General features: G+C 69.2%; 11 protein-coding genes and 1 pseudogene. 11 read left to right on the forward strand and 1 reads right to left on the reverse strand.

Features of this window, described 5'->3' with window-relative positions; genetic code table 11:
- Positions 1 to 22 precede the first annotated feature (22 nt).
- From OQ968_RS23550 to OQ968_RS23585, 8 genes and pseudogenes are all read left to right on the forward strand, one after another.
- A pseudogene (locus OQ968_RS23550) lies at positions 23 to 1,505 on the forward strand (HNH endonuclease signature motif containing protein).
- A gap of 71 nt (positions 1,506 to 1,576) precedes the next feature.
- Complete coding sequence (locus OQ968_RS23555; protein ID WP_324681940.1) at positions 1,577 to 2,098, forward strand: 6-carboxytetrahydropterin synthase; 522 nt, start codon at positions 1,577 to 1,579, stop codon at positions 2,096 to 2,098.
- A 178-nt stretch (positions 2,099 to 2,276) separates the two neighbouring features.
- Positions 2,277 to 2,765, forward strand: coding sequence for a GreA/GreB family elongation factor (locus OQ968_RS23560; protein ID WP_324681941.1), 489 nt, complete (start codon positions 2,277 to 2,279; stop codon positions 2,763 to 2,765).
- A 52-nt stretch (positions 2,766 to 2,817) separates the two neighbouring features.
- Positions 2,818 to 3,183, forward strand: a complete 366-nt coding sequence (locus OQ968_RS23565; RefSeq protein ID WP_324681979.1) for a GtrA family protein — start codon at positions 2,818 to 2,820, stop codon at positions 3,181 to 3,183.
- Positions 3,184 to 3,215: 32 nt separating this feature from the next.
- Positions 3,216 to 4,607, forward strand: a complete 1,392-nt coding sequence (locus tag OQ968_RS23570; protein WP_324681942.1) for an FAD-binding oxidoreductase — start codon at positions 3,216 to 3,218, stop codon at positions 4,605 to 4,607.
- Positions 4,608 to 4,618: 11 nt separating this feature from the next.
- Entirely contained in the window at positions 4,619 to 5,383 is a 765-nt protein-coding gene (locus OQ968_RS23575; RefSeq protein ID WP_324681944.1) for a decaprenylphospho-beta-D-erythro-pentofuranosid-2-ulose 2-reductase, read from the forward strand.
- Between the two features lie 2 nt (positions 5,384 to 5,385).
- Positions 5,386 to 7,266 (forward strand): galactan 5-O-arabinofuranosyltransferase, encoded by a 1,881-nt coding sequence (locus tag OQ968_RS23580; RefSeq protein ID WP_324681946.1) that lies wholly within the window; start codon positions 5,386 to 5,388, stop codon positions 7,264 to 7,266.
- A complete protein-coding gene (locus tag OQ968_RS23585) occupies positions 7,266 to 10,535 on the forward strand; it encodes an arabinosyltransferase domain-containing protein (RefSeq protein ID WP_324681948.1) in 3,270 nt (1,089 codons plus the stop codon). Before OQ968_RS23580 ends, OQ968_RS23585 begins: the two co-directional genes overlap by 1 nt.
- 98 nt (positions 10,536 to 10,633) lie before the next feature.
- Here the strand turns inward: OQ968_RS23585 and OQ968_RS23590 are convergent, their stop codons facing one another.
- The gene (locus OQ968_RS23590) at positions 10,634 to 11,857 is read right to left on the reverse strand and encodes an ATP-binding protein (protein ID WP_324681949.1); all 1,224 of its coding nucleotides are present in this window, start codon (positions 11,855 to 11,857) and stop codon (positions 10,634 to 10,636) included.
- A 145-nt stretch (positions 11,858 to 12,002) separates the two neighbouring features.
- Between OQ968_RS23590 and OQ968_RS23595 the strand changes: the two genes are divergently transcribed.
- The 3 genes from OQ968_RS23595 to OQ968_RS23605 are packed head-to-tail and all read left to right on the forward strand — an operon-like array spanning position 12,003 to position 13,458.
- Positions 12,003 to 12,335, forward strand: coding sequence for a metalloregulator ArsR/SmtB family transcription factor (locus OQ968_RS23595; RefSeq protein ID WP_324681951.1), 333 nt, complete (start codon positions 12,003 to 12,005; stop codon positions 12,333 to 12,335).
- Complete coding sequence (locus OQ968_RS23600) at positions 12,332 to 12,820, forward strand: SRPBCC family protein (RefSeq protein WP_324681954.1); 489 nt, start codon at positions 12,332 to 12,334, stop codon at positions 12,818 to 12,820. Before OQ968_RS23595 ends, OQ968_RS23600 begins: the two co-directional genes overlap by 4 nt.
- Positions 12,817 to 13,458 carry a maleylpyruvate isomerase family mycothiol-dependent enzyme gene (locus OQ968_RS23605; RefSeq protein WP_324681955.1) on the forward strand — a complete coding sequence of 214 codons (642 nt, stop codon included), beginning with the start codon at positions 12,817 to 12,819 and terminating at the stop codon, positions 13,456 to 13,458. Before OQ968_RS23600 ends, OQ968_RS23605 begins: the two co-directional genes overlap by 4 nt.
- The last annotated feature ends 16 nt before the right edge of the window (positions 13,459 to 13,474 follow it).

Below are 13,474 nucleotides of genomic sequence, written 5' to 3' on the forward strand. Positions count from 1 at the left end.
GGGTTGGTGTAGCTTCGAACGCATGTTCGATACTCGGCTTCACGAACACTGGGATCCCCCGCGGACCGAGCGGTCGCGTGCGCTGGTGGACCGGATGTGCGCGTCGTGGCGTTGCGAGGCGCGGTCGGCCGCGGACCGGTTGGATGCCATTGGCGAGTTGTTCGAGCTGCGCCGCGCCCAGCGCGGCGAGGCGGCCGATTGGGCGGTGGATACCTGGGCGGCGGTGGGCGCCGAGGTGGCCGCGGCGTTTCGGGTCAGCCTGGCCCTGGCGGGCAGCTACCTGCGTTACGCGCTGGCCATGCGCGCGCGCCTCCCGATGGTGGCCGAGGTGTTCCGGGCGGGCGAGATTGACTATCGGATGTTTCAGACGCTGGTGTATCGCACCGATTTGATCACCGATGAGGCGGTGCTCGCGGCGGTCGATGCCACCCTGGCGGCCAATGTGGCGCGTTGGCCGTCGATGACGCAGGGTCGGCTGGCCGCCCAGGTGGATCGGGTCGTGGCCCGCGCCGATGCCGATGCGGTGCGCCGGCGCCGAGAGGTCCAGCGTGATCGCGAGGTCTGGGTTGGTGATCGGGTCCAAAACGGGCTCTCGCAGATCAGCGGCACCCTGTTCGCCCCGGACGCGCACGCGTTGGATCAGCGGTTGGATGCGTTGGCGGCCACGGTGTGTGAGCACGATCGGCGTACCCGCGCCCAGCGCCGCGCCGATGCGCTGGGCGCGCTGGCCGCCGGCGCCGACCGGCTGGGCTGTCGGTGCGGGCGCGCTGGATTGTGCGGCCGGGGCGCGGCCGGCGGCCAGCGCGGTGGCGATTCATGTGATCGCCGAGCGGGCCACCCTCGACGGCACCGGCGGCGCGCCGGGCTCCGAACTCAACGCCGATGGGCTGATCCCCCCGGAACTGGTCGCCGAACTGGCCAAGTCGGCGAAGCTGGTGCCGCTGGTCCATCCCGGCGACGCGCCCCCGGAACCGGGGTATGTGCCGTCGACCGCGTTGGCTGATTTTGTGCGGTGTCGGGATTTGACGTGTCGCTGGCCCGGTTGTGATGCCCCGGCCGCCGGGTGCGATCTCGACCACACCATCCCCTACAGCCAGGGCGGGCCCACCCACGCGAGCAACCTCAAATGTTATTGCCGCACACATCATTTGGTGAAGACGTTCCTGGGCTGGGCCGAACGGCAACTGCCCGACGGCACGCTGATCCTGACCGCACCGACCGGGCACACCTATGTCACCACCCCGGGCAGCGCGCTGCTGTTCCCGAGTTTGTGCCGCGCGGTCGGCGGGTTCGCCGCCGCCGAGGCCGACCCGGCCGTCGATTACTGCGCCGAGCGCACCGCGATGATGCCCAAACGACGCCGCACCCGCGCCCAAGACCGCGCCTACCGCATCGCCACCGAACGCAACCACAACCGCCGAACCCGTCAAGCCCGCCGGGCCGCCGTCGTTGCCGCCCAAGGCGTACAACACCCGCCATCGGACCCCGACCCGCCGCCCTTTTGACGCGTACACCCTTGAGAATCCGTCAAGGATCCTTTGAGGATCCGAGTAGGCCGGCACCGGACCCTAACCCGATGAGCAGCACCATCTTGACCGACAACGAGCACGTCGCCATCATGCTTCGTGCCGACGCACCGGTCGGCCGCACGGCACGGGTCCACATGCGCAAGGCATTCGGCAACCTCCCCTGCTGTCGCCGGTCGTGGGCGAACCAGGGGAAGCGCTTCTTCCTGCACGGGTACGAGCGGACGTTCGAGGTCGAATTCGCTTGCGCGGAAACCGAACCCGGCACCGGCGTGGTGGTGGGCTCGGGCACCGTCGGGGAGATCGACGCGGCGCTGCGGCACCAGTTCGACCACACCACGTTGATCGCCGCGGACGACCCGCAGCGCGACCTGTTCGAGCTGCTGGCCGAGCGGGGCGTCATCGACCTGCGCATCATGGACAACACCGGGATGGAGGGTTCGGCGGCCTGGGTGTTCGACACCGCCGAGCAGATCGTCGGGCTGGCGACCGCGGGTCGGGTCTGGGTGTCGCGGATCAAGGCGCGTGAGAGCCGCAACCACGTGGTCACGCTGACCGCGGGACCGCTGTGACGGCCCGCGGTGACGGCGCGAAACGGTATGCGCGTGTACAACTAGATAAAGCGCTTGCCTGATACCGGTGACGGGCGGCCGCTTGGTGGTGTAACACTGATACGCCACGAATCGGATTCACGGCGCGTGTGTGATCGGCAAACGGCACCCGGGACGACTGGGCGAAAGGCGGGCGGACGTGAGCAAGGAAGCCCAATCAGTGGCCGACGCCGCGCGGGAGAACCTCGCCGCGGAGCTGGCCCGGCTGCGGCAGCGCCGCGATCGCCTGGAGGTCGAGGTCAAGAACGACCGCGGCATGGTCGGCGATCACGGGGACGCGGCCGAGGCGATACAGCGCGCCGACGAGCTGGTCGTCCTGGCCGACCGGATCAACGAACTGGACCGGCGGCTGCGCACCGGGCCCGCACAGCCCCAGCACCCCGGCGAGACCGAGACCCTGCCCGGCGGCACCGAGGTGACCCTGCGCTTCCCCGACGGCGAAGTCGTCACGATGCAGGTGATCTCCATCGTCGAGGAGACTCCCGCCGGCCGTGAGGGCGAGACGCTGACCGCCCGCAGCCCGCTGGGCCAGGCCCTGGCGGGACACAAGCCGGGCGACACGGTGACCTACTCGACCCCGCAGGGGGAAAACCAGGTCGAGCTGATCGCGGTGAAGCTGCCCCGCTAGCTCACCCATGCCTGCAGCCGCGCCGCGACACCTGAGTCTGACGACGCAGGTGATGCGTTTCGTCGTCACCGGCGGGCTGGCGGGAATCGTCGACTTCAGCCTCTACCTGGTGCTCTACAAGGTCGCGCACCTCCAGGTCGACCTGTCCAAGGCCACCAGCTTCGTGGTCGGCACCATCACCGCGTACCTGATCAACCGCCGATGGACGTTCCAGGCGGCGCCGAGCACGGCGCGGTTCGCCGCGGTCATGGTTCTCTACGGGATCACCTTCGCCGTGCAGGTGGGGCTCAACCACCTGTGCCTTGCCCTGCTGCACTACCGGGACTGGGCGATACCGGTCGCGTTCGTGATCGCGCAGGGCACCGCGACGGTGATCAACTTCGTCGTCCAGCGGGCGGTAATCTTCCGCATCCGCTGAGCCGCGCCGGCCAAGCGGTACCCTCTGTGACGATGTTGAGCGCGGACTTTCCCACCACCACCCGCCGGCTGACGGGCTTCGGCCGCACCGCCCCGTCGGTGGCGCGGGTGCTGCAGACCCGCGATCCCGAGGTGATCGCCAAGGCGGTGGCGCGGGCCGCGGACGCGGGCGGCCGGGGGGTGATCGCGCGCGGGCTGGGCCGCTCCTACGGCGACAACGCGCAGAACGGCGGCGGCCTGGTCATCGACATGACCGCGCTGAACACCATCCACTCCATCAGCGCCGACACCCGGCTGGTCGACGTCGACGCCGGCGTCAGCCTGGACCAGCTGATGAAGGCGGCGCTGCCGTTCGGGCTGTGGGTCCCGGTGCTGCCGGGAACCCGCCAGGTGACCGTCGGCGGCGCCATCGCCTGCGACATCCACGGCAAGAACCATCACAGCGCGGGCAGCTTCGGCAACCACGTGCGGTCGATGGACCTGCTCATGGCCGACGGCACCGTCCGCACGATCACCCCCGACGGCCCGGACGCTTCGGACACCGAGCTGTTCTGGGCCACCATCGGGGGCAACGGCCTGACCGGCATCGTGCTGCGCGCCACCATCGCCATGACGCCGACGGAGACGGCGTACTTCATCGCCGACGGCGTCGCCACCAAGGACCTCGACGAGACCGTCGCCGTCCACCTCGACGGCAGCGAAAGCAGATACACCTACTCGAGCGCCTGGTTCGACCTGATCAGCCCGCCGCCGAAGCTCGGCCGGGCCGCGGTCAGCCGGGGCAGCCTGGCAACGCTGGATCAGCTGCCGGCAAAGCTCGCGAGGAACCCGCTGAAATTCGATGCGCCGCAACTGTTGTCGGTGCCGGACGTGTTTCCGGTCAGCGCCATGAACAAGCTGTCGTTCATGGCGATCGGCGAGGTCTACTACCGGCTGGGCGGCACCTACACCGGCAAGGTCATGAACCTGTCGCAGTTCTACCACATGCTCGACCTGGTCAGTGGCTGGAACAATGCTTACGGCCCAAGGGGTTTCGCGCAGCACCAGTTCCTGGTCCCGCCGGACGCGATGGACGAGTTCAAGGAAATCATCCGCTGGATCCAGACCCGCGGCCACTACTCGGCGCTCAACGTGTTCAAGCTCTTCGGCCCGGGCAACCGCGCGCCGTTGAGTTTCCCAATGGCCGGCTGGAACGTCGCGATGGACTTCCCCAACAAGCCCGGGGTCAACGAGTTCCTCAACGAACTCGACCGCCGGGTGCTCGAGTTCGGCGGGCGGGTGTACACCGCCAAGGACTCCCGCACCACCGCCGACACCTTCCACGCCATGTATCCGCGCATCGACGAGTGGATCGCGGTGCGCCGCAAGGCCGACCCGTTGCGGGTGTTCGCCTCCGACATGGCCCGACGTTTGGAGCTGCTGTAGATGGTGCGCCAATGGTTTTAGACGCGGTGGGAAATCCGCAGACCATCCTGCTGCTCGGCGGCACGTCCGAGATCGGGCTGGCCATCTGCGAGCGCTACCTGCAGAACGCGCACGCGCGCATCGTGCTGGCCGCGATGCCCGACGACCCGCGCCGCGACGACGCGGTGGCGCAGATGAAGGCGGCTGGCGCGCGATCGGTGGAGCTGATCGACTTCGAGGCCACCGACACCGACAGCCACCCGAAGATGATCGAGCAGGCGTTCGCCGGCGGCGACGTCGACGTGGCCATCGTCGCGTTCGGTTTGCTCGGGGACGCCGAAGAGCTGTGGCAAAACCAGCGCAAGGCGGTGCAGATCGCCGAAATCAACTACACCGCAGCGGTTTCGGTGGGTGTGCTGCTGGGCGAGAAGATGCGTGCCCAGGGCTTCGGCCAGATCATCGCGATGAGCACCGTGGCCGGCGAGCGGGTGCGGCGGTCCAACTTCGTCTACGGCTCCACCAAGGCGGGCCTGGACGGCTTCTACCTCGGGCTGTCGGAGGCGTTGCGCGAGTACGGGGTTCGCGTGCTGGTGATCCGGCCCGGCCAGGTGCGGACCCGGATGAGTGCGCACATCAAGGAAGCCCCGTTGACCGTCGACAAGGAGTACGTCGCCAACCTCGCGGTGACCGCGGCCGCAAAAGGTAAGGAATTGGTTTGGGCGCCAGCAGCGTTCCGGTACGTGATGATGGTGTTGCGACACATCCCGCGGAGCGTCTTCCGCAAGCTGCCAATCTGACCATGCGCAATGCACTGGCCGGCCTCGGCCAGGTGGTCGTGGCGGCGGTGGTCGCCGTCGCCGTCGCGGTGGTGTCTCTGATCGCGATCGCCGGCGTCCAGTGGCCCGCCTTCCCGTCGTCCAACCAGCTGCACGCGCTGACGACCGTCGGGCAGGTCGGCTGCCTGGCCGGGCTGCTCGCCGTCGGCTGGCTGTGGCGGCGCGGCGGCCGCTACCCGCGGCTGCTGGCCCGGCTGGGCGGGCTGGTCTTCGTGTCCGCGTTCTCGGTGGTGACGCTGGGCATGCCGCTGGGCGCGACCAAGCTCTACCTGTTCGGCATCTCCGTCGACCAGCAGTTCCGCACCGAATACCTGACCCGGCTCGCCGACAGCCCCGCGCTGCGCGACATGACCTACGTCGGGCTGCCGCCGTTCTACCCGCCGGGGTGGTTCTGGATCGGCGGGCGCGCGGCGGCCCTGACGGGGACGCCGGCCTGGGAGATCTACAAGCCGTGGGCCATCACGTCGATCACCATCGCGGTCGCGGTCGCGCTGGTGCTGTGGTGGCGGATGATCCGGTTCGAGTACGCGCTGATCGTCACCGCCGCGACCGCGGCGGTGACGCTGGCCTACAGCTCGCCGGAGCCGTACGCCGCGATGATCACGGTGCTGCTGCCGCCGGTGCTGGTGCTGACGTGGTCGGGCTTGCGCGCCGGCGAGCGGCGCGGGGGCTGGGCGGCGGTGGTCGGCGCCGGGCTGTTCCTCGGCTGGACGGCGACCTGGTACCTGCTGCTGCTGGCCTTCACCGCGTTCACGATGACGCTGATGGCCCTGCTGCTGGCCGGGTCGCGGTGGCGGCGCGCGGGATTCGGGGTCGCCCTCGACCCGCTGCGCCGGTTGGGGCTGATCGCCGTCATCGCGGCGGCCATCGGGGCCACGACCTGGCTGCCGTTCGCGTTGCGGGCGGCGAGCAGCCCGGTCAGCAACTCCGGCAGCGCCCAGCACTACCTGCCCGCCGACGGCGCGGAGCTGACCTTCCCGATGCTGCAGTTCTCGCTGCTGGGCACCGTCTGCATGCTGGGCACCGTGTGGCTGGTGGTGCGCGCCCGCTCGTCGGTGCGGGCCGGGGCCCTGGCCATCGGCGTGCTGGCCGTCTACCTGTGGTCGCTGTTGTCGATGCTGACCACGCTGGTGCGCACCACGCTGCTGTCGTTCCGGCTGCAACCGACGCTGACCGTGCTGCTCGTCGCGGCCGGGGCGTTCGGCTTCGTCGAGGGCGCGCGGTGGCTGGCCGGGCGCAGCCGCGGTGTGGTCCCGGTGGCCGGCGCGATCGGGCTGGCCGCGGCGATCGCCTTCAGCCAGGACATCCCCGACGTGCTGCGGCCCGACCTGACCATCGCCTACACCGACACCGACGGCCACGGCCAGCGCGGCGACCGCCGGCCGCCCAGCTCGGAGAAGTTCTACGCCGAGATCGACGCCGCGATCCTGCGCGTCACGGGCAGGCCGCGCGACCAGACCGTGGTGATGACCGCCGACTACAGCTTCCTGTCCTACTACCCCTACTGGGGCTTTCAGGGGCTGACGTCGCACTACGCCAACCCGCTGGCGCAGTTCGACCTGCGGGCCGCGCAGATCAACAAGTGGTCCACGCTCAAGACCGCCGACGACTTCGTCCACGCCCTGGACACCTCGCCGTGGCCGCCGCCGACGGTGTTCCTCATGCGCCGCGGGGCGAACGGCAACTACACGCTGCGGCTGGCCCAGGACGTCTACCCCAACCAGCCCAACGTTCGCCGCTACACCGTCGACCTGCGGGCCGCCCTGTTCGACGACCCGCGGTTCGTGGTGCAGACCATCGGCCCGTTTGTGCTGGCCATCCGCGGACCGGCGACGGGCGGCTGATGGCCACCGAGACCTCACCCGCCTCGGCCGAAGAACTACGATCAACCCCCGTGAGCGACACGGGAGCGAACCACCGGATCGCTCGCGCCGTTGCCGTCGTCGCCGGCCTGCTCGGGGCGCTGCTGGCCATCGCCACCCCGGTGCTGCCGGTCAACCAGACCACCGCCCAGCTGAACTGGCCGCAGAACGGCACGTTCGAGAGCGTCGACGCGCCGCTGATCGGCTATGTGGCCACCGAGCTGAACGTCAGCGTGCCCTGCGCCGCCGCCGCCGGGCTGGCCGGACCGCAGAACACCGGCAAGACGGTGCTGCTGTCGACGGTTCCCAAGCAGGCCCCGAAGGCCGTCGACCGCGGGCTGCTCATCCAGCGCGCCAACGACGAGCTGGTGCTCGTGGTGCGCAACGTCCCGGTCGTCACCGCCCCGCTCAGTCAGGTGCTGAGCCCGGCCTGCCAGCGGCTGACCTTCACCGCGCACGCCGAGCGGGTGACCGCGGAGTTCGTCGGGCTCAAGCAGGGGCCCAACGCCGAGCATCCCGGCTCGCCGCTGCGCGGTGAGAAGAGCGGGTACGACTTCCGGCCGCAGATCGTCGGCGTCTTCACCGACCTGGCCGGGCCCACGCCCCCGGGCCTGAGCTTCTCGGCGACCGTCGACACCCGCTACAGCAGCAGCCCCACGCCGCTGAAGCTGGCCGCGATGGTCCTCGGGGTGGCGCTGACGGTCGCCGCCCTGATCGCGCTGTACGTCCTGGACAGCGCGGACGGCACCCGACACCGGCGCTTCCTGCCGCCGCGCTGGTGGTCGATCGGCGGCCTGGACGCCCTGGTCATCGCCGTGCTGACGTGGTGGCATTTCGTCGGCGCCAACACCTCCGACGACGGCTACATCCTGACCATGGCCCGGGTGTCCGAGCACGCCGGGTACATGGCCAACTACTACCGGTGGCTGGGCACCCCGGAGGCGCCGTTCGGCTGGTACTACGACCTGCTGGCGCTGTGGGCCCACATCAGCACCACCAGCGTCTGGATGCGGCTGCCGACCCTGGCCATGGCGCTGACGTGCTGGTGGGTGATCAGCCGCGAGGTCATCCCCCGCCTGGGCCACGCCGTCAAGCGCAGCCGGGCCGCGGCGTGGACCGCGGCGGGCATGTTCCTGGCGACGTGGCTGCCGCTCGACAACGGCCTGCGGCCCGAGCCGATCATCGCCCTGGGAATCCTGCTCACCTGGTGCTCGGTGGAACGGGCGGTGGCCACCAACCGGCTGCTGCCGGTGGCGATCGCGTGCATCATCGGCGCGCTGACGCTGTTCTCCGGGCCGACCGGCATCGCGTCCATCGGCGCCCTGCTGGTGGCGATCGGGCCGTTACGCACGATCGTGCACCGCCGCTCCAAGCGGTTCGGGGCGCTGCCGCTGCTGGCGCCCATCGCGGCCGCGGTCACCGTCACCGCGATCCTGATCTTCCGCGATCAGACCCTGGCCGGCGAGATGCAGGCCACCGCGCTCAAGCGGGCGCTGGGGCCCAGCCTGAGCTGGTTCGACGAGCACATCCGCTACGAGCGGCTGTTCATGGCCAGCCCCGACGGGTCGGTCGCCCGCCGCTTCGCGGTGCTGGCGCTGGTCCTCGCGCTCGGCATCACAGTGGCAATGTCGTTGCGCAAGGGGCGGATTCCGGGCACCGCGGCCGGACCGAGCCGCCGCATCGTCGGCATCACCATCATCTCGTTCGTGGCGATCATGTTCACCCCCACCAAGTGGACACACCACTTCGGGGTGTTCGCCGGGCTGGCCGGGTCGCTGGGTGCGCTGGCCGCGGTCGCGGTGACGTCCGCCGCGATGCGTTCGCGGCGCAACCGCACCGTGTTCGCCGCCGTGGTGCTGTTCCTGGCGGCGTTGTCGTTCGCCAGCGTCAACGGCTGGTGGTACGTGTCCAATTTCGGTGTGCCATGGTCGAATTCGTTCCCACAATGGCATTACGCGTTTGCCACCGCGCTGCTCGGGCTGACGGTGCTGGTGCTGCTGCTGGCGGCCTGGTTCCACTTCATCGCCCCGGACTCGGCGGGCTCCCAACGGCCTCCCGAAACCCGGGTGGCCGCAATCGTCCAGTCCCCGTTGGCGATTGCGGCGTGGGCGCTGGTGATCTTCGAGGTGGCGTCGCTGACCCTGGCGATGACCGAGCAGTATCCGGCGTGGTCGGTGGGCCGGTCCAACCTCGAGGCGCTGACCGGCACGTCCTGCGGGCTGGCCGAGGACGTCCTGGTGGAGCCGGATCCCAACGCCGGGATGCTGCCGCCGGTGACGGCCCCGGTGGCCGACGCCCTGGGGGCCGGCCTGTCGGAAGCGTTCACGCCCAACGGAATTCCCGCCGACGTCCGCGCCGACCCGGTGATGGAACGTCCCGGCGACCGCAGCTTCGTCACCGACGAAGAGAAGGGCACCAGCAACCAGGCCGGCACCGAGGGCGGCACCAGCGCCGCTCCGGGCATCAACGGCTCCCGCGCCCAGCTGCCGTACAACCTGGATCCGGCCCGCACCCCGGTGCTGGGCAGCTGGCAGTCCGGCATCCAGGTGCCCGCCCGGCTGCGCTCGGCGTGGTACCGGCTGCCCGACCCGCGGGACCTGCCGGGGCCGCTGCTGGTGGTGTCGGCGGCGGGCCGCTTCGACCCGCGCGAGGTGCAGCTGCAGTGGGCCACCGACGCCGGGGCGGCGAGCGGACACCCGGGCGGGTCGTTCCAATTCTTCGACGTCGGGGCGTCACCGGCCTGGCGCAACCTGCGGCTGCCGATGTCGTGGATTCCGCAGGGCGCCACCCAGATTCGGCTGGCCGTCGATGACGAGGACCTGGCGCCGCAGCACTGGATCGCCGTCACGCCGCCGCGGATTCCGCGGCTCCGCACGCTGCAGCAGGTGGTGGGCTCGGCCGACCCGGTCTTCCTGGACTGGCTGGTGGGCCTGGCGTTCCCGTGCCAGCGGCCGTTCGGCCATCAAAACGGCGTCGACGAAACCCCGAAGTGGCGGATCCTGCCGGACCGGTTCGGCGCCGAAGCCAACTCGCCCGTCATGGACAACAACGGCGGCGGCCCGCTGGGCGTCACCGAGTTGCTGGTGAAGGCGACCACGGTGGCCAGTTACCTCAAAGACGACTGGCCGCGAGACTGGGGCAGTCTACAGCGGCTGACGCCCTACTACCCCAATGCCCAGCCCGCCCGCCTGCAACTGGGGACGGCCACGCGCAGCGGCCTGTGGAGCCCGGCGCCGCTGCGCCGGGGTTAACCCAGCGCACGTCACAGCTAGGGAGCGGGATGTTGGATGTCAGCTTGGTGGCCGGATATCGTGCACGCGACAGCAGGCAGATCGAGCAAGCTAATCGGTCAGCCTTTGCGTCTCCTGCGCCGTTGTCTCACAGGAGGCACCGACAATGTTGGTACAGACCGCCGCATGAACTGGTCGAAGTGAGGGACAGTAAATGCGGCATAGCCATGACTCGGCGTATACAGAAGGCCCTTCTCAATCAGCCCGGCGCGAGTCGGGCCGCACTGCTCTGAAGTCCGCTTCAAGAGGCGGGCGACAGCGATGGCGGGTTGCGGGTCCGGACCAAGTTCAGCCATTGCCCTGAGATAGGCCTGTTCTAGTTCGGTGGCGCGATCCAGTCGCACCCGAAAAAAGCTGCTGTCTAGCTTCTCTTCGTAGACAGGCTGGGCGTGTTGCACGTCCGCCCGGGTGATTCGATTGTCGGATGCCAAAGGCCATACGGCATAGCCAAGTTCCTGTATGAAATACGGGTATCGCCCCGTCACCTCATTCGCAAGTTGCAGTGCATCAGGTTCGAAGGTGACGCCTTCCGCCATAGCCGGCTCATAGAGTGCCGCATGTGCATCAGCCTCGGAAAGAACACCGATGTCAGGAAACTTGAAAAGGCGCTCGGCGTAAGATTTTGCCTCGCCAGCAAGTTCAGCAATTTGGGGTAGACCAGCACCGACCATGGTGATCGGAAGTTCTCGTTGAACGGTCTTATGTATGGCGGCGACCACCGCTTCCAGCTGATCGCGACGCAGGAACTGAATCTCGTCGAGAAGCAGCACCACGCCTGTATGGTGCTCTGCAGCCGCCTCACCCACAGCTACAAGGAGTTCGGTTAAGTCGGTTGCGAGCTCGCCGGAGTCCGCGACTCCTTCTGCGGCGTCCGTATCGAGACCCGCGGTTATCTTGCCGTCCGGATCAATGGCGATGGTGAACGATTTGATCACCGCCGCCAGCCGCCGCGCCCGATCGCCCCAACGCGCCTTCGATGACATTTCAAACAGGGCGGATCGAAACCCTCGCGCGAGCTGTCGGCGGAAGTCGTCGTTATCGTGCTTGCTGACCTCTAGATCGAGGGTGGCCCACTTGCGGGCAGCGGCCTTCTTTCGGAACTGACCCAGTAGCACTGTTTTGCCCACGCCGCGCAGCCCGGTAATGATCATCGATTGCTCAGTGCGGCCACGCTCAAGCCTCGACAGCAGTACGTCGAACGAATCCAGTTGGTCGTCGCGCCCGACGATCAGCGGTGGTGTCGCGCCTGCATTGGGGGTGTATGGGTTGACGTGAGGATCCATTTGCAAGCTTTATAGCATCTTTTTAGTTTTAGATAAAACATACTAAGGCTTACAAGCCCGTGCCGCCCTCCAGGACCTCGCTCTCGTCTGCTGAGTTGGCTCGAAGTCTTGCCGCAGCTGATCGGTAAGCCTACACTTACGGTTCGTGGTTACTTACCAATCCGGGGACGACGCATGGCTGGCCCTGGCGGATCGCACGCGACGGGCGATCGTCGAGCGCCTCGCGCACGGCCCCGCGGCGGTCGGCGAACTGGCCCGCGAGCTGCCGGTCAGCCGGCCGGCCGTCTCGCAGCACCTCAAGGTGCTCAAGTGCGCCGGGCTGGTGCGCGACCGCGCGGCCGGAACGCGGCGCGTCTACCAGCTCGACCCGGCCGGCCTCGAGGCGATGCGCGCCGACCTGGACCGGTTCTGGACGCAGGCCCTGGCCAACTACGCGACCACGCTCAACCGGGAGGGACCAGAAGGGAGACGCTCATGACCCAGCCACGAACCCCGAGCATCCGCCATCACGTCATCGTCGACGCCGGGATCGAGCGCGCGTTCGCCGTCTTCACCGAGCGGTTCGGCGACTTCAAGCCGCGCGAGCACAACCTGCTTTCCGTCCCGATCGCCGAGACGACCTTCGAGCCCCACGTGGGCGGACACATCTACGACCGCGGCGTCGACGGCAGCGTGTGCCGATGGGCGCGGGTGCTGGTCTACGAGCCGCCCCGCCGCCTGGTGTTCAGCTGGGACATCGGCCCAACCTGGCAGCTCGAAACCGACCAGTCCAGGACCAGCGAGGTCGAGGTGCGCTTCACCGCGGAAGCCGGCGAGCGCACCCGCGTCGACCTGGAACACCGCCACCTCGACCGGCACGGCCCGGGCTGGCGGTCGGTCGCCGACGGGGTCGACGGCGACGCCGGCTGGCCGCTGTACCTGGGTCGCTACGCCGGCCTGTTCGCCGCGGGGGTGCGGCGATGACCGCCAACGAGGCCCCCGCCGAATCCCTGATGAGCATGGCCCGCGCGGAACGGTCCGACCTCGCGGACTTCCTGGCCACCCTGAGCCCGCAGGACTGGGCGGCGCCCAGCCTCTGCTCCGAATGGAGCGTCAAAGACGTTGTCGCGCACGTGATCAGCTATGAGGAGCTCGGGACGCTGGGACTGCTCAGGCGCTTCGCGAAGGGCTGGATCGTGCGGGCCAATCAGGTGGGCGTCGACGAGTTCGCGGCGCGCAGCCCGGATCAGCTGCTGGAGTTTCTCCGCGATCACCTCCAGCCGCGCGGGCTGACGGCCGGCTTCGGCGGGATGATCGCGCTCGTCGACGGCACGATCCATCACCAGGACATCCGCCGCGCGCTGGGCCGGCCGCGCACCGTCCCGGCCGATCGGCTGGTGCGGGTTCTGGGCCTGGTGCCCGGCAACCCCCGGCTCGGCGCCGGGCGGCGGATCCGGGGGCTGCGCCTGCGCGCCACCGACGTCGACTGGGCGCACGGCAGCGGACCGGAGGTGACCGGCGCTGGCGAGGCCCTGCTCATGGCGATGTCGGGCCGCCGCGCGGCGCTGGCCGACCTCGACGGTCCCGGCCTCGCAAAGCTGGCGCGGCGGCTGCCCGAATAACCGCCCGAACAACCCC

Source organism: Mycobacterium sp. 663a-19 (assembly GCF_035616495.1).
In the GTDB taxonomy this organism is placed as follows: Bacteria; Actinomycetota; Actinomycetes; order Mycobacteriales; family Mycobacteriaceae; genus Mycobacterium.

Coding starts and splice junctions, on each gene's coding strand:
- OQ968_RS23555 (WP_324681940.1), top strand. CDS start 1,577: ATGAGCAGCACCATCTTGACCGACAACGAGCACGTCGCCATCATGCTT.
- OQ968_RS23565 (WP_324681979.1), top strand. CDS start 2,818: ATGCGTTTCGTCGTCACCGGCGGGCTGGCGGGAATCGTCGACTTCAGC.
- OQ968_RS23570 (WP_324681942.1), top strand. CDS start 3,216: ATGTTGAGCGCGGACTTTCCCACCACCACCCGCCGGCTGACGGGCTTC.
- OQ968_RS23575 (WP_324681944.1), top strand. CDS start 4,619: ATGGTTTTAGACGCGGTGGGAAATCCGCAGACCATCCTGCTGCTCGGC.
- OQ968_RS23580 (WP_324681946.1), top strand. CDS start 5,386: ATGCGCAATGCACTGGCCGGCCTCGGCCAGGTGGTCGTGGCGGCGGTG.
- OQ968_RS23585 (WP_324681948.1), top strand. CDS start 7,266: ATGGCCACCGAGACCTCACCCGCCTCGGCCGAAGAACTACGATCAACC.
- OQ968_RS23590 (WP_324681949.1), bottom strand. CDS start 11,857: ATGGATCCTCACGTCAACCCATACACCCCCAATGCAGGCGCGACACCA.
- OQ968_RS23600 (WP_324681954.1), top strand. CDS start 12,332: ATGACCCAGCCACGAACCCCGAGCATCCGCCATCACGTCATCGTCGAC.
- OQ968_RS23605 (WP_324681955.1), top strand. CDS start 12,817: ATGACCGCCAACGAGGCCCCCGCCGAATCCCTGATGAGCATGGCCCGC.